Genomic DNA, 15,147 nt, shown 5'->3' on the forward strand with positions numbered 1-15,147 from the left:
CTGTCCGATGATCCGATCGATTGGTTGTACTCAGCCGCCGATGATGATCTCGGTGGCGCGGACCAGCGGAATCGCGATCGGCGTCAACCGCTCGGCGATGAAGAACTTCAGCTCGTTCTTCGACAATGAGTCGGGCTCGACCAGGACGTAATGCTCGGCGCCGGAGCGCTTGATCACCTGGCGACCATAGGTGCGCAGCAGCTGGTCGTTGAAGCGGCAGCCGATGAACAGGAAGCTGCGGTCGGTGCGCCGGTCCTTGACCGTGTCGGGTATCGGCGTCTGGATGTCGATGTCGGTCAAGACCTCGACATAGTCGGCATCGGTGATCAGGAAGTTCTTGGCCGGCGTGATCCCGCCATGCGGCTTGTAGAGCAGCGTGGTCCAGCTTGCAGCCTTCTCGCGATCGCTCTCGGCGCCCGCGGCGTCATAGAAGCGATACCAGCGGTCCTCGCCGATGCCGGCACGGGTGATGCCCTGCACCTCGCCCCAGTCAGTACGTCCAGCCAGCGCCGTCCGCATGGCGCCGTCATACCAGCTGTCGACGATCATCGGCAGCGGCAGCGACGCCAGATGCTGCTGCAGCGGTGTCGGCGCGACCGGCGCGGCAAAGGCTTCAGCCATCAGCGCCGTCACCGTCGAGCGGTGGCGCGTGCTCTCGATGTGCTGGGCTGAAGCCCACGCATTGCCCTTGGCGCGGCGCGGCAGCGCCACCTTGGTGCCGAAGAACGCGGCCAGCGCTTCAGGATTCATCGGCACGTCGGCGCCGGACTGCTCCGACACGGCGGGACCGAGGAACGGGACGACCTTGCCGGCCTTCAGTCCGGCGACAACGTCCTTGAGCAGGGCCTCGGCATCGGCCTGCTTGACGATGTCGATATGAGGAAGCGGCGCGTTCATCACTCGTCCCCTTCGCCACCGCGCTTGCGCGCATTGATCGTGATCGGCAGCCGCGTGTCGGCGGCCATCTGCGGCAAATCCAGCACCCAGCCATTGGCGATGCGGATCCAGCCGCCCCACAAGGACTCGTGCTCGGACTCGACGATGGGCTCCTCGAGGTCCTTTTTGGGGACGTAGATCGACAGGCCCGTTTCCGGCGAGCGGCGGATCATGACTTTCATTGCGTGAGCTCCGTGGATCGAAGGGGGTCCGCCGATTGCGGAGGATGATGCTGCAGCCAGGCCGGCGAGGTCTCGCGCAACCTGGCGACGATATCGGGCAGAACCTGCAGCACGCGCTCGATGTCCTCGGTCGACGTGTCGCGCGACAAGGAAAAGCGGACGGCGCCGCGCAGCAGATCGGCCGGAACGTTCATCGCGCGCAGCACATGCGACGGCTCCATCGAGCCGGACGCGCAGGCGGAGCCGAGCGAAGCCGCGATGCCGGCCTGGTTCAGGCGCATCACGATCGGCTCGCCTTCCAGATGCTGGAAGGCGATGTTGGAGGTGTTCGGCAGGCGATGGTCCGGATCGCCGAGCACGGCGCAATGGCCGACGCTCTGGATGATGTCCTGCTCCAGCCGGTCGCGCAGACTGCGCACCCGGCCCTGCTCATCGGCCAGATGTCGGCCAGCGAGCTCGGCCGCCTTGCCGAGCCCGACGATCGCGGGCACGTTCTCGGTGCCGCCACGTCGCCGGCGCTCCTGCGGGCCGCCGCGCAGAAGCGGCACGAACGGCGTGCCCTTTCTGACATACAGCGCACCGATGCCCTTGGGACCGTGCAGCTTGTGGCCCGACAGCGACAACAGGTCGACATCGGCGCTCTTCAGATCGATCGCGATCTTGCCGACCGCCTGCACGGCGTCGGTGTGGAATAGCGCGCCGGCCTCATGCGCGAGCTTGGCCAGCTCGGAAACCGGAAACAGCGTGCCGGTCTCGTTGTTTGCCCACATCACCGAGGCGATCGCCGTGCGCGGCCCGAGCGCGCGCCGATAAGCCTCCAGATCGAGGCGGCCGGCGGCATCGACGCCGATCAGATGCACCGCGACGCCCCGCTTGTCCCTGAGGTATTCGACGAGCGACAGGATCGCGGGATGCTCCACCGCCGTCGTGACGATCTCGTTCCGGCCCTCCTGCGCGTCGAGCGCCGACAGGATCGCGGCATTGTCGGATTCCGTCCCGCCCGAGGTGAAGACGATCTCGTGGTCGAAAGCGGCGCCGAGCAGCGCCTGCAGGCTCTTGCGCGCCTGCCTCACGGCCCCGGCGACCTCGCTGCCGAACGCATGCGAGGACGACGCATTGCCGAACTGGTCCGTGAAGAACGGCAACATCGCTGCGACGACCTCGGGATCCGCGCGGGTCGTCGCGTTGTTGTCGAGATAGACCGGGCGCAAGACCGCTCCTTAATGCCGCGCCTTGGCTGCGCCGGCCACCGGAACGAGGCGAACGAACTCGCCGAGCTTTTCGATCATGCGCGCCTGGATGCCTTCGAGCGTCGCGCTGGCGAGCTTGCAAAAAATGCAGGCGCCGGCGAGCTTGACCATGATCTTGTTGCCGTCGATCTCGACGAGTTCGCAATCGCCGCCGTCGCGCTTGAGATTCGGACGGACCTCCTCGATCACGGCCCGGATGATCCGCTCGCGCTCGCTCATCTGCGACGGCGCTTCGACGATGCCCTGGGATTCGACCAGCATGGTTTCACTTCTCGCGTTTTGAATGATCGAGCGAAAGATCAGGCGAACGACTTGCCGCAGCCGCAGCTCGACTTCGCGTTCGGATTCTCGAAGGTGAAGCCGGACCCCTCCAGCGCGATGACGAAATCGATCGTCGTGCCCTCGAGATATTCGAGGCTCTTGTGATCGACGAGCACGCGCACGCCCTCGCGCTCGATCACGGTGTCCTCCGGCTCGCTGCCGCTGACGAGACCCATGTTGTACTTGAGCCCGGCGCAGCCGCCGGCTTCGACCATGATCCTGAGGCCGTCGACCGGCTTGTCGGAGGTCGTGATCGCGTTGCGAACCGCATTGATGGCGCTGTCGGTCAGGTTGATCATCATCGTCTCGCCCTTTCCCATTCGGCTGTTGCGAATGGGATTGGCAAGTCCCGTGCCATGCAACAATCGCCTGAAAGACCTCATGTTTTCATGCCGTCGCTGTGGCGTTTCCGACGCGTGTCGGGTTTCCGACACGGATGACCGACGCCGGGCCACGGACGTGCCGAAGGAATGTCGCGGCGGAAACCCGACAATGCCGGAGGTCGCGGGCGAAAGACCAAGTGAATCAAGGCGCAGCACACATCGGCAGACAATTTGCATTCCAGCCCTTTTCGACCGCGCCGTGCGGCGAACGGCTGACCAGGACATGCGAGAGAATTGCTGATGACGACATTGGAGAAGACGGTTGCAATCGAGACCACCGCGCTCGCGCAGCTCGACAAGGAAGGACGGCTGTTGAACGCCGTACTCAAGGCGCCGACCACCAAGCCGGGGCGGTTCGGCTTCCGCGGCGACATCGCGCTGAAATTCCAGACCCAGGTTGCGGACGAGAAGCGCCCGCCGGACTTCTCGATCGAGCAGGTGCTGACGATCGTCAACGACGGCGAGGCGACGATTCCGGTGCTCGTCGGCTACATCCACTCGCTGGCTTATCTGGAGACCGCGGTCGAGGTGCTCAAGGGCCTGCTGACGCCGGACGGCAGCTACTTCATGTTCTGCAACAACATCGATCTGCTGGCGAAGTACCGCATCAAGATGGGCGACGTCACGTTCTATGTGCTGCCCTGCGACGAATCCACCGTCTGGAAGGAGATGATGGATCTCCTCGGAATCGACAAGAACGACATCAAGAAGCTCGATACCGCCGGCAAGCTCGACTACGTGCTCGATGCCGCCAAGAAGTTCAGCGAGAGCTATGAAGTCATCGCCTATGCAGATGCGCTGGCCAAGATGGAGCCGGTGAAGAACCGTAACGAGAACCGGCCGGTCTGACTCTCGTTCCTTCACGCGCAAGCTGAAGTCCCGGCGCTCGCGCCGGGACTTCGTGTGAGAGCTCAGCCTTCTTCACACTGAAGACCCGTCTCTTCAGCCTCCTCGTCATCCTCGACCAGGGTCACGCCGGTCACGCAGATGTCGCCGTCGAGGACACTCAGCGCGACCGGCGTCAGGCTCTCGCCCTTGCACGGGCCGTCGACGCAGAGTCCGGTGCCGATCTCGAACAGCGAGCCGTGCTTGCCGCACAGGATGCGCAGGCCGTTGCCGTCCAGGAACTGGTTGCGTTCCCAGTCGAGATTGACCTTGTCGTGCGGGCACATGTTCAGATAGCCGAACACCTGCTTGCCCCAGCGGATGACGAAGATCGGCCACGGACGATGGCTGCCGTCCTCGGCCACGATCATGAGCTGAAAGCCCATGGCGCGGCGGCTCGGAATGTCGTTGAAGCTGCAGATGGCGTAGGCGACGTCGGTCGTCATGTCAGGCCTCATCGATGTCTGGCGCATGTCCGACATTGCCGCTCTCGGCCCAGCGAGAGCGGCGGTCGGCTCGCTGAAGGACCACGTTGCAAGATTCGCGCAACTCCGCCTGTTCGCCTCGCCTTCTTCGCCGCTGCGGGAGACTGGCACAGAACTTGAAAATTTCTCCTGCAAACGCGGCTTTGTAAGGAGATCGACATGAACGTGGCACTGGAATTCGTCGAGAGCTCGCTCGACGACATCAAGGCGGCGCTGGCTGGCGGCACGCTGACGGTCTACTCAGTGGCACGCCCGATCACTGCAGACAAGGCCGTCGACCGCAGCGGCGTGCTCGCAACCTTCACGTTCGGCTCGCCCGCCTTCGGCCCCGCGGCGGACGGCCTCGAGCAGCCGAACTTCGTTGCGGCATCGGTACCGGCGGCCACAGTCGGCACGCCTGGCTTCGCGCGGGCGCGCAAGGCGGACGGCACCACTGTCGCCGATTTCTCCGCCGGCCCAGGCGAGCGCGAGATCAAGTTCACCGAAATATCATGCTCGCCCGGCGCGCCGGTCACGGTCGCGACCTTCAAGATCATCGCCGAAGGCGGCTGGCCGGAGCGTCCGGAATACTACGACACGCATCCGCGCCCGGGCTATCCGATGCCGAAGACGCTCTGACGCGCCACGTGCAATCATCGGATCGGCATCTCTGTTGGAACGACATCGCGAGCGCATCCATGAACACGGACACCTCTGACGCCCTGGTCAGCTCGGAATGGCTGGCACAACATCTGTCCGACCCTGCTATCAAGATCCTCGACTGCACCTGGCACCATCCGAGCACCAACCTGGACGGCCGTACGCAATATCGCGGCCGGCACCTGCCGGGCTCGGTGCATTTCGACATCGACCAGATCGCCGACAAGTCGAGCCCGCTGCCGCACATGCTGCCGTCATCGGAGGATTTCGCCCACAAGGTCGGGCTGCTCGGCATCAGCAATGCCGACCGGGTCATCGTCTATGACCGTCACTATGGCGGCTCGGCCGCGGGCCGTGTGTGGTGGATGTTCCGCGCCTTCGGCCACGACAACGTCGCCCTGCTCGACGGCGGCTTCGGCAAATGGACCAAGGAGAAGAAGCCGGCGGAGATGACGCCTGTGCGCCCCGTGCCGGCGAGCTTCAGCGCGAGCTTCAGGCCGGAGCTTGTGGCAACCTCGGACGCCGTACAGAGCTTGCTGCACAGTGGCGGCGCGCAGTTGGTCGACGCCCGTGGGCCGGGCAAGTTCGACGGCACCCAGGCGGACGTGTTCACGTTCAAGCGCCAGGGCCACATTCCCGGCGCCGTCAATCTGCCCTGGGCGGATCTGGTCGACCCCGACACCGGCGAACTGCTGGCCTCTGATGCGCTCGGCGCCCGCTTCGCCGCCGCTGGCGTCGATCTGGCGAAGCCGATCGTCACCACCTGCGCCTCGGGCATCACGTCTTGCATGCTGGCGCTGGCGCTCTATCGCCTCGGTGTTCCGAACGCGGCCGTCCACGACGGCGCCTGGGCGGAATGGAGCCAGCTCGACGACACGCCGGCGGCGGCGTGACAAAGCGACTTGGATGACGGGAGCACGAGCATGGCAAAGACCCTGGTCAAGACGACGCAGGACGGCCGCAAGGTCGAGGTGATCGGGCTGGCAATCTGCCTCGAAGGCGAGCTCGAGGCGTTCGAGCTGGTCGAGGTGAAGCTGCATCCGAACCGGCGCAAGATCTGGGAGGCCGCGCCCGACGCCACCCACATGGCCGGCCGGATCACGCTGACGAAGGACGAGGCCGCGATCGTCGAGAGCGCGTTTGCCGCCGCCCAGGCCGAGATTCTCGCCAACCCCGCCGCAATCAACGAACGCTTCCGCATCGCCGCGATGTGGAAGGCCAGGGAACAGGGAATCGAGTAGGCGCCACATTCGGAGTGGTGCGCACCTCCCTCCGCCGTCATTCCGGGGCGCGCGCAGTGCGAGCCCTGAATCCATAGCAACGACCGGCTATGAGGCGCGAGATGTCCGTGGCGCCTGTCTGCGAAAACAAGAAACATTCGTGTCTATGGATTCCGGGCTGATCGCTGCGCGATGCCCCGGAATGACGCATGGATGAACTGTGCCGCTATGGATGCGGCAGGAAAAGACTCGTAGGGTGGCAAAGCCGTCGGGCGACGCGAATCGGCGTCCGATGGTGTGCCACCATTATCGTTCCGGATGCGCAGATGGACGGCGGGCACGGCGCGTGAGACCGAATCCCCTATTGAGAGACCGCCCAGGCGCCTTTGCCCACCCTACGGACCAATGCCCGTCATCGCGAGCGCAGCGACGCGATCCAGGGCGGCGCGAGGACTCTGGATTACTTCGTCGCCTGCGGCGACTCGCAATGACAATGACGCTGTGGCGCGCATCCGTCCCTGCTACTGAAAAATCCGGCCACGGTAGTGATAGCCGCCGCCGTCATCGACGTCGAACAGCTCGCCGATGTCCGGATGCTTGACCGGCTCGCCCGAGACGTCGGCGACCAGGTTCTGTTCGGGCACATAAGCGATGTAGCTGCTGTCGCCGCATTCGGCGAGCAGATAGTAGAACGGCTGCTCCCGATCGAGCCGCGTATCCATCGTGATCGCCCGCCAGCCCTCCTCCTCGGAGAACGACAGATCGACGTCGAACACGACACCGCGCAGGTCGTAGACGCGATGCCGGGTCACCTGGCCGATTGTGAACTTTGCTTCCATCCGCAGCATGACGGCACGCTCGACAGTCTCAGGCCGCCGGCGAATGGGTCTGGCAGTTGGTCGGGCAGACCCGGGCGCAGGCGCCGCAGCCGATGCAGGCGCCGGTGTCGTGCATGACCATGATCTTCTTCTCGACCTCGTCATCCTCGTCGTCGTCGAGCTCGACGAACTCGCCCTCGTCGTTGATGCCCTTCAGGGTCATGACCTCGCGGCCGCAGACCTTGTAGCAGCGCCCGCAGCCGATGCACTTGGCCGCATCGATCGCGACTAGGTAGTCCGGCCGCCAGTCGCGGCCGTCACGGGTTGAATTGGACATGGTGACGGGTCCTTGTACAGGCTCACGCGGCCTCGAGCTTCTTCAGCTCGGCCCGCTTCTTCTCCAGCTCGGCGAACGCCTCGTGGGCCTTCTGCGCCGTCGGCAGGATCTGGTCCCAGTTGATGGGCAGCTCCTCCGACAGATCATGCAGGTTCATCTTGGCATCCATAGCGCGCGCCGACAGCTTCTTGATCTCGGCCTTCAGGGTGTCCAGGTCGCTCATCTCTCATCCTCACAGTTCAGTAATTCGCGACATCCTTGAACTTCTCGATCATCTCGACGCCGGCCTTGACGAACTTGTCGCCCTCGTCAGCGAGCTTGGCGAGATTGTCGAAGCCGAAGCGGTGCACGTCGCGCAGCTGCTTGTTGACCACGATCAGCCGACCGCCGATCAGCACCATGCGGCCGAAGCCTTCATGGCTCATCTTCAGCATCGGCGAGATCATCACGCCGGTGGCCTTCTCGATCGACAGCGCGACCGCGTTGAAGAACAGCTCGAGCCGCCAGATCGTCTCCGGATCGGGATCGCCGATGATCGGCAAAGCGCGCCGCTTCTCCTTGTCCAGGATGTAGGGCTCGAGCAGATCGACATCCTTCTTGCCCTCCCAAGCCCCATGGGTGTCCTGGGCACGCCAGACCTTGATCAGCTCCTTGACGAAGGGCCGCTGCTCGGCGGGGACGGTTTCGACGGCTACCGCGGTATCGGACATGGTGGTTTCCTCATTCCTCGAAATCGAGCGCGCGTTCCTGGCCCTTCGCCAGCGCCTTGCGCAGCCACGGCGGCGGCGTCCCCTTCAGCACGGTCTGCAGCTTGCCCAGGAGATCGGTGATCTCCTCGGGCTGATTGACCTTCATCGGATGGATGTTGTTGGCGACGACGCGCGCTGCGCCGGAGCCTCCGATCGCGGCGACATAGAGGATGGCGCAATCCTTGATCGCCTCGATCTTCGGCGCCAGCTTGTCCTCGTTGCCGTCCTCCTTGAGATCGCCGTCGAACTCGACGCTCTCGACGAAACGGTAGCCCTCGGGATCGAGATCGTAGATCGCGATGTTCTTGGCCCAGCCGAAATGGGCATCGACGCGTTTCAGATCCTGGGTAGCGAATGCGACTTTCATGTCGTCGGTCCTTTCTCCTGAAGCGTCAATGCAGCGGCGCCACGACGGCGGAGTCCAGCGACACCGGCGGCGTATCCTTCCAGGGATCGAGCCAGGTATCGGGCGTCGGCTGATGGTTGTCCTCGCGATCGGCGATGATGAGATTGGCGAGTGCGAAGATCAGATCACGGGTGCCGCGATAGCCGACCGTCAGCAGATGCCCTGCCCCGAGCCGGTCGAACATCGGGAAGCCGATCCGGTAGAACGGGATCTTGAGCCGCGCGGCGGCTTGGCGACCATGCGAATGCGTGAGCATCAAACCGCAGCCGCGTTCCTTTGCCAGGTTTTCCAGATCCTCGAGATCACCGATCAGCACCTCCTCGCACGGCATCCGCTCGAGCACCGGCGACTGCGTCGTGGTGATGGCGACCGAGATCTCGGCCCCCATGTCGTGCAGCATGCTGGCGACGTCGAACAGCAGGTCCGGCTCGGCGCCGATCGCGAGCCTGCGGCCGCCGATGTGGAAATGCGCGTCCAGCATCGCGTCGGCGAGCTGGCCACGCTGACGGCGATATTTCGCCGGAACCGGACGCCCCGAGATCTCGCTCAGGAACGTCATGAACTCGTCGTTCGGCAGCAGCCCGCAGAGACGTTCGAACAACCGGTATGGAACGCCGGTCCTGGCCTGCATCGCCTCCGCCGCGCGCTTCATCTGCGCCCCGATCGCGATCGTCCAGGACGCGCTGCCCATGACCGCGATCTCCTCCAGCCCGATGCCGCCGATCGTCGTCGGTGTGAACTCGTCGGGGATGTGACCGTCGAGCGAGCCGCCGATATCCGGCAGGAACGACGGCTCCAGCCCGAAATCCTCGATGATGGTACGCAGTTCCTCGATGTCCCCCGGCGTCAGATGACAGCCCGGCAGCACGTTGACCCGCGCTGGATCGCGCCTTGTCGACGTCGGCTTGTCGACGAGCACCTCGACCATCTTGGCGACGGTCTTGTCCCAGCCATCCTGGAACGCGTCCTTGAAATCCGGCGTGGAGACATAGACCAGCGGATAGTTCGCCAGCTCCGGATGCTTCTCGCGGATCAGCCTGATGTAGCCGTCGACGTCGTCGCCCTTGGTCTCCGTGACCCCGGTGGAACAGATGCCGATGATCTCCGGCTTTTGTCGCTTGTGGATGTTGAGGATCGCCTGCTCGACATTCTCGTAGCCGCCGAGCACGGTGGCGACCTCGCTCATCGCGGTCGTCTGCATCGGCACCGCTTCCTTGAAGTGGCGCACGAACAAGGTCAGGCCGAACGAAGTGCAGCCCTGCGAGCCGTGCAACAGCGGCATCGCGCCGCGCAGGCCGAGGAAGGCGAACGAGCCGCCGATCGGCTGGCTCATCTTCAGCGGATTGACCGCGCAGGCCTTCTTTCCGATGATGACCTTGGCCATGAGCGCTCCTACTCCGCCGCCTGCAGCAGCTCGGCCGGCGCCTTCTGCGCCGCCAGGATGTCCTCGACCCGACCGGCACAGGCGCCGCAGCCGCCAGAGGCGTTGGTGTGCGTGCGCACACCGGCGACGTCGGTGAGGCCATGCGCCTTGATCGCATCCTCGATGGTGCCGAGGTCGACCGTCTTGCAGTGGCAGATCTTCTTGGCACGCCGCGCGGCTTCAGCTGCGACTGGATCGGCCGCGAGCGCGGCAGCTTCGGCATTGGCCTGAGCGATCGCCCTGGCCTGCCAATTGTTGCTGGCCGTCTCCCAGGGCGCCCGCTTGCGCAGTTGCTCCCACATCGGGTTGTAGATCGCCTTGTCGATCTCGGCGACCAGCTTCACCATGCCGATATAGCCCATATAGGCGTGCGAGCGCTCCTGGTTGATGTCGAGCCAGGGCATCGCCGCCTTCAGTGCCACGAATTGCGACTTGCCACCCGACAGCATGATGTCGGCCTTGGCGTCCTTGAGCATCTTGTACATCTCGCGCGGCGCCATATCGTCGATCATGTGCGCGTCCTGGCCCATCAGCTCCTTGATGCGCTCCTTGTCCTCCTTGGTGGACTTCTTCACGGAGGTGCCGACCAGCTCCATGCCGGCCTCCTGCAGCGCCGCCACCACCGACCACGATTTCACGCCGCCAGTGATCAGGAGCACCTTCTTGCCGGTGAGCCGTTGCTTGAACGGCTCGATCGCTGCCCAGGCCTTGGCCTCCTCGCGGGCGATCACCGCCTCGGTGCGGTCCAAGAGATCGGCTGGCGCGCCGCGCTCGACCAGGAGACGCGCGATCTCGCGCAGCGAGTCCGATGAGTCCTGGATGCCGTAGAACGAGCCCTCGAAGAACGGGATGCCGTAGCGCTCCTCCATCTTGCGGGCGACGTTGATCATCGCCTTGGAGCACACCATCATCGCTGCGCGAGCGCGGTGTGACGACGCGACGTCCTTGTAGCGGCCGTCGCCGGAGATGCAGGCGGAGATACGGATGCCGAGCTCGTCGAACAGCGGCTTCACCTGCCAGAGCTCGCCGGAAAGATTGTATTCGCCGATGATGTTGAGGTCGTAGGGGGTGGTCACCTCCGGCTCGACGGTGCCGATGACGTGGTCGAGCAGCGCCTCGCCGGCGAGCTTGTTGCCGAGGTTCTTCGGGCCCACAAAGCCCGGTGCATTGACGGGAATGCACGGCTTGCCGAACTTGGCGGAGGCTGCCTTGCAGACCGCGTTGATGTCGTCGCCGGTCATGGCGGGCACGCAGGTCTGGTAGACGAAGACCGCCGGCGGATCGTACTTCTCGATGATCTCCTTGATCGCCTTGTACAGGCGCTTCTCGCCGCCGAACACGACGTCGGTCTCGTTGATGTCGGTGGTGAAGCCGGTGCGCCAGATCTGCGCGCCCGACGAGGCCGCACCGCGATTGTCCCAGGAATTCCCCTCGCAGGCGATCGGCCCGTGCACGAGATGCGCGACGTCCGTCAGCGGCTGCAGGGCGACCTTGGCGCCGTCGAAGGCGCAACCACCGGCCGCGCCGCCCGGCTGCAGCTGCTTGGTGCAGCCCTTCTTGCGCTCGGCCTCGGACTTGTTGGCGTTCTTGCCGCAACCCGGCTCGTTGAAGACGTTCTGGATCGTGGCAGACAGCGAGCTCATCGGCTTCTCCTGTTGGCGGACCTTCTGCGCGTCTTGGTCAGACGAGGAGGCTCCGGCCTCTGCGGCCGTCCCCATGAGCCTTGTCGTCCAGATCGAAGCGCGGCGGCCCTTGAGGGACCGCCGCGCGCCGTCACTTAGCGGATGATGTCGAAGCTGTAGTCCGACTTGGCCGGCACGTTGGTGTTGCGGTCGATCTCGTCGAAGATCTTGTCGAGGATCGTGACCAGCACGTTCAGGCCGCCCTGATAGCCCCACACCGGATAGCGGTGCTTGTGGTGGCGATCGAAGATCGGGAAGCCGATGCGGATCAGCGGCGTGCCGGTGTCGCGCTCCAGATACTTGCCGTAGGTGTTGCCGATCAGGAAATCGACCGGCTCGGTGAACAGCAGCGAGCGCATGTGCCAGAGATCCTTGCCGGGATACACGTGGCAGTTCTTGCCGAACGGCGAGCTATCGAACACCGCCTGGACCTTCTCGGCCCAGTCTTTGTTGCCGTTGGTGGCGAGCACATGGGTCGGCTCGGCGCCGAGCTCGAGCAGGAACGCGGCCAAGCCGAGGCATAGGTCCGGATCGCCGTAGATCGCGAACTTCTTGCCGTGGATGTGCGCGCTGGAGTCGGCGATCGCGTCGACCAGGCGCCCACGCTCGAGAGCGAGAGATTCCGGGATCTCCTTGCCGCTGATGCGCGACAGCGCCATCACGAAGGCGTCGGTGCCGGTCACACCGACCGGATGGTTGAAGGAGACGACCTCCTGGCCGTGGTTCTTGATGAACGGCAGGGTCTTCTCGGTGCAGAAGTGCTGCATCGAGATCGTCGCCTTGGCGTGAACGGCGTTGGCCGCGTCCTCCAGGGTCGTGCCGCCGTCGTACATACGGAACTCGCCGTCGGTCGGCGTGTCGAACACGTTCGAATTGTCGCCGAGGATCGTATACTCGATCCCCATCGCCTCGAAGATGTGCTTCACTTCCTTGATGTTGCCAACGGTGTAGCCATCGAAACCGCCGATGAAATTGATCTTCTCGTTGGGAACGCGCTCCAGCTTCGGCGCGGTGCCGGCCTTGCCGTCCCAGAAGTGCTCGAGAATGCCCTTCATCGCGTTGTCGTAGCCGGTGACATGGCTGCCGACAAAGGCAGGCGTATGGGCGAAAGGCACGTCGAATTCGGCCGGAACCGAACCCTTCTCCTTGGAGGTCTTGATGAAGGCGTTGAGGTCGTCGCCGATGACTTCCGCCATGCAGGTGGTGGAGACAGCGATCATCGACGGCTTGTACATGTTGTAGGCGTTGGCGAGACCGTCGATCATGTTGTTCAGCCCGCCGAACACAGCCGCGTCCTCGGTCATCGACGACGACACGCAGGAGCTCGGCTCCTTGAAGTGGCGCGACAGATGGCTGCGATAATAGGCCACGCAGCCCTGCGAGCCGTGCACGAACGGCAGCGTCTTTTCGAAGCCGACGGCAACGAACACCGCGCCGAGCGGCTGGCAGGCCTTGGCCGGATTCACGGTCAGCGCCTCACGGGCGAAATTCTTCTCGCGATATTCGGGCGTCTTGGCCCATTCGCGGATGCGCTCGACCTCGGCGGGGTCGCGCGGATTCTCGAACATCTTCTTCTTGTTGGCCAGCATCTGCTGGTATTCGGGACCACGGAAAAGCTCGAAGTGATCGAGCACATGTTCGGCAGACTGCGTCATGGGAAAACCCTCTTTATGTTCCTGTGTCGATCAGGGAGCGCTGGCTCTCCGCCGAAGGAGAGCCAGGCCGTGGGTGGTGGTGGTTACTCGGCCGCCTGGAGCAACGGCTTGGGCGCCTGCTTCCAGGGTGCCTTGGCCATCTTCCAGACCGGCGAGTTGATGGCCATGTCCATGTCGCGGGCGAAGATCGCGAAGCCGTCATAGCCATGGTACGGACCCGAGTAGTCCCAGGAGTGCATCTGGCGGAACGGCACGCCCATTTTCTGGAACACGTACTTTTCCTTGATGCCCGAGCCGACCAGGTCCGGCTGGACCTTCTCGACGAACTTCTCGAACTCGTATCCGGTCACGTCGTCGTAGATCAGCGTGCCGTCCTTGACGTAGTGCTGGGCGGTGCGCTGATAGTCGTCGTTGTGGCCGAACTCATAGCCGGTACCGACGACCTCCATGCCGAGGTCCTCGTAGGCACCGATCACGTGGCGCGGACGCAGGCCGCCGACGAACAGCATCACGGTCTTGCCTTCGAGGCGCGGCCGGTACTTGGCGATGACGGCGTCCATCAGGGGCTGGTACTTGGCGATGACACGCTCGGCACCCTCCTTGATCTTGTCGTCGAAATAGCTTGCGATCTTGCGCAGCGATTCGGCGATCTTGCTCGGTCCGAAGAAGTTGTATTCGCACCACGGAATACCGTACTTCTCTTCCATGTGGCGCGAGATGTAGTTCATCGAGCGGTAGCAGTGCAGCACGTTGAGCTTCGCCTTCGGCGTCGCCTCGAGCTCCGCCAGCGAGCCGTCGCCCGACCACTGGGCGATCACGCGCAGACCCATCTCCTCGAGCAGGATGCGGGACGACCAGGCGTCGCCGCCGATGTTGTAGTCGCCGATGATCGCGACGTCGTAGGCCGACGGCTCGAAGCGCGGCGCGGCATCGGCCGGGAGCTTGTCGAACACCCAGTCCCGGATGGCGTCGTTGGCGATATGGTGACCCAGGGACTGAGACACACCGCGGAAGCCTTCGCAGCGCACGGGGACGATGGTCTTGCCGTCATACTCTTTCGACTTGACCTTGGAGACCGCCTCGATGTCGTCGCCGATCAGGCCGATCGGGCATTCCGACTGCACGGTGATGCCGTTGTTCAGCGGGAACAGCTCCTGGATCTCGTCCATGATCTTGGCGAGCTTCTTGTCGCCGCCGAAGACGATGTCCTTCTCCTGGAAGTCGGAGGTGAACTGCATCGTCACGAAGGTGTCGATTCCGGTCGTGCCGATGTAGTAGTTGCGGCGCGCCGCCCAGGAGTACTGGCCGCAGCCGACCGGACCGTGGCTGATGTGGATCATGTCCTTGATAGGTCCCCACACCACGCCCTTCGAGCCGGCGTAGGCGCAACCGCGGATGGTCATGACGCCGGGGATCGACTTGATGTTCGACTTGACGCCGCAATCCGACTTGCCGTTCTCATGCACGTTGAGATGCTTGGCACGGCGCTTGGCGGTCTTTTCCGGATAAACCTTCAGGACCTCGGCGATCAGTTCCTTGTTGCGCGCCTTGATCTCGGCAACGCTTTGTTTCTCGATGACGCTCATCTGGCTTTCCTCGATGATCGGTTGCGGAGGTGCTCCGGCCCTTGGAGACGAAGGGCCGGAGCACCGGTGGCGGTTACGCCGTTGCGGCGAGCTCGGCGGCGGACTTGCCGATCTGGCTCTCGTCCACGGCCTTCATGATGCCGTGCTCCATCAGCATGTCCTCGAGCTCGTCCATCGTGATCGGCGTCGG

The 15,147-nt window shown here is 64.1% G+C and carries 19 protein-coding genes and 1 pseudogene; 4 read left to right on the plus strand and 16 right to left on the minus strand.

Annotation, left to right across the window (positions count from 1 at the left end; genetic code table 11):
• Window positions 1–30: 30 nt before the first annotated feature.
• The 5 genes from ACQR2C_RS32180 to ACQR2C_RS32200 are packed head-to-tail and all read right to left on the minus strand — an operon-like array spanning window position 31 to window position 2,988.
• On the minus strand, window positions 31–897 hold the full coding sequence (locus ACQR2C_RS32180) for an SIR2 family NAD-dependent protein deacylase (protein ID WP_315803684.1): 867 nt from the start codon (window positions 895–897) through the stop codon (window positions 31–33).
• Window positions 897–1,118 carry a putative nitrogen fixation protein NifT gene (gene nifT / locus ACQR2C_RS32185; protein WP_316218892.1) on the minus strand — a complete coding sequence of 74 codons (222 nt, stop codon included), beginning with the start codon at window positions 1,116–1,118 and terminating at the stop codon, window positions 897–899. Before nifT ends, ACQR2C_RS32180 begins: the two co-directional genes overlap by 1 nt.
• Window positions 1,115–2,329: a cysteine desulfurase NifS gene (gene nifS, locus ACQR2C_RS32190; RefSeq protein WP_434882939.1), complete on the minus strand. Its 1,215-nt coding sequence runs from the start codon at window positions 2,327–2,329 to the stop codon at window positions 1,115–1,117. The genes nifT and nifS overlap by 4 nt, the downstream gene beginning before the upstream one ends.
• 9 nt (window positions 2,330–2,338) lie before the next feature.
• Window positions 2,339–2,629 carry a NifU family protein gene (locus ACQR2C_RS32195; protein ID WP_315713137.1) on the minus strand — a complete coding sequence of 97 codons (291 nt, stop codon included), beginning with the start codon at window positions 2,627–2,629 and terminating at the stop codon, window positions 2,339–2,341.
• Between the two features lie 38 nt (window positions 2,630–2,667).
• Entirely contained in the window at window positions 2,668–2,988 is a 321-nt protein-coding gene (locus tag ACQR2C_RS32200) for a HesB/IscA family protein (protein WP_257170758.1), read from the minus strand.
• A 324-nt stretch (window positions 2,989–3,312) separates the two neighbouring features.
• On the opposite strand from ACQR2C_RS32200, the gene ACQR2C_RS32205 reads away from it, so the two are divergent.
• Complete coding sequence (locus ACQR2C_RS32205) at window positions 3,313–3,921, plus strand: hypothetical protein (RefSeq protein WP_315803686.1); 609 nt, start codon at window positions 3,313–3,315, stop codon at window positions 3,919–3,921.
• A 62-nt stretch (window positions 3,922–3,983) separates the two neighbouring features.
• Here the strand turns inward: ACQR2C_RS32205 and ACQR2C_RS32210 are convergent, their stop codons facing one another.
• Window positions 3,984–4,403 (minus strand): Rieske (2Fe-2S) protein, encoded by a 420-nt coding sequence (locus ACQR2C_RS32210; protein WP_315803687.1) that lies wholly within the window; start codon window positions 4,401–4,403, stop codon window positions 3,984–3,986.
• 198 nt (window positions 4,404–4,601) lie between these two features.
• Here ACQR2C_RS32210 and ACQR2C_RS32215 point away from each other — a divergent pair, with 198 nt between their 5' ends.
• From ACQR2C_RS32215 to ACQR2C_RS32225, 3 genes are read left to right on the plus strand one after another with little or no spacing between them, the layout of a single operon-like run.
• Window positions 4,602–5,060, plus strand: a complete 459-nt coding sequence (locus tag ACQR2C_RS32215) for a hypothetical protein (RefSeq protein ID WP_315803688.1) — start codon at window positions 4,602–4,604, stop codon at window positions 5,058–5,060.
• Window positions 5,061–5,119: 59 nt separating this feature from the next.
• Window positions 5,120–5,974, plus strand: coding sequence for a sulfurtransferase (locus ACQR2C_RS32220; protein ID WP_315803689.1), 855 nt, complete (start codon window positions 5,120–5,122; stop codon window positions 5,972–5,974).
• Between the two features lie 30 nt (window positions 5,975–6,004).
• Complete coding sequence (locus ACQR2C_RS32225; protein ID WP_315713146.1) at window positions 6,005–6,322, plus strand: hypothetical protein; 318 nt, start codon at window positions 6,005–6,007, stop codon at window positions 6,320–6,322.
• A 500-nt stretch (window positions 6,323–6,822) separates the two neighbouring features.
• On the opposite strand, the gene hspQ is transcribed toward ACQR2C_RS32225, so the two are convergent.
• The 10 genes and pseudogenes from hspQ to nifH form a co-directional block, all read right to left on the minus strand.
• A complete protein-coding gene (gene hspQ, locus ACQR2C_RS32230; RefSeq protein ID WP_315803690.1) occupies window positions 6,823–7,149 on the minus strand; it encodes a heat shock protein HspQ in 327 nt (108 codons plus the stop codon).
• Window positions 7,150–7,168: 19 nt separating this feature from the next.
• Entirely contained in the window at window positions 7,169–7,456 is a 288-nt protein-coding gene (gene fdxB / locus ACQR2C_RS32235; RefSeq protein WP_008960273.1) for a ferredoxin III, nif-specific, read from the minus strand.
• Window positions 7,457–7,478: 22 nt separating this feature from the next.
• On the minus strand, window positions 7,479–7,679 hold the full coding sequence (locus tag ACQR2C_RS32240; protein ID WP_006609662.1) for a CCE_0567 family metalloprotein: 201 nt from the start codon (window positions 7,677–7,679) through the stop codon (window positions 7,479–7,481).
• A gap of 16 nt (window positions 7,680–7,695) precedes the next feature.
• Window positions 7,696–8,166: a NifX-associated nitrogen fixation protein gene (locus tag ACQR2C_RS32245; RefSeq protein ID WP_315803691.1), complete on the minus strand. Its 471-nt coding sequence runs from the start codon at window positions 8,164–8,166 to the stop codon at window positions 7,696–7,698.
• Window positions 8,167–8,176: 10 nt separating this feature from the next.
• On the minus strand, window positions 8,177–8,572 hold the full coding sequence (nifX, locus tag ACQR2C_RS32250) for a nitrogen fixation protein NifX (protein ID WP_315803692.1): 396 nt from the start codon (window positions 8,570–8,572) through the stop codon (window positions 8,177–8,179).
• A gap of 25 nt (window positions 8,573–8,597) precedes the next feature.
• Window positions 8,598–9,995: a nitrogenase iron-molybdenum cofactor biosynthesis protein NifN gene (nifN, locus tag ACQR2C_RS32255; RefSeq protein WP_434882940.1), complete on the minus strand. Its 1,398-nt coding sequence runs from the start codon at window positions 9,993–9,995 to the stop codon at window positions 8,598–8,600.
• Window positions 9,996–10,003: 8 nt separating this feature from the next.
• Window positions 10,004–11,677: a nitrogenase iron-molybdenum cofactor biosynthesis protein NifE gene (nifE, locus tag ACQR2C_RS32260; protein ID WP_434837719.1), complete on the minus strand. Its 1,674-nt coding sequence runs from the start codon at window positions 11,675–11,677 to the stop codon at window positions 10,004–10,006.
• A gap of 134 nt (window positions 11,678–11,811) precedes the next feature.
• A complete protein-coding gene (nifK, locus tag ACQR2C_RS32265; RefSeq protein WP_316179933.1) occupies window positions 11,812–13,371 on the minus strand; it encodes a nitrogenase molybdenum-iron protein subunit beta in 1,560 nt (519 codons plus the stop codon).
• 83 nt (window positions 13,372–13,454) lie between these two features.
• Entirely contained in the window at window positions 13,455–14,957 is a 1,503-nt protein-coding gene (gene nifD, locus ACQR2C_RS32270) for a nitrogenase molybdenum-iron protein alpha chain (protein WP_315803696.1), read from the minus strand.
• 73 nt (window positions 14,958–15,030) lie between these two features.
• Window positions 15,031–15,147: pseudogene (gene nifH / locus ACQR2C_RS32275) on the minus strand (nitrogenase reductase); the annotation flags it as partial.

Origin of the sequence: Bradyrhizobium sp. HKCCYLRH3061 (assembly GCF_051168015.1) — a bacterium.
Lineage (GTDB): Bacteria > Pseudomonadota > Alphaproteobacteria > Rhizobiales > Xanthobacteraceae > Bradyrhizobium.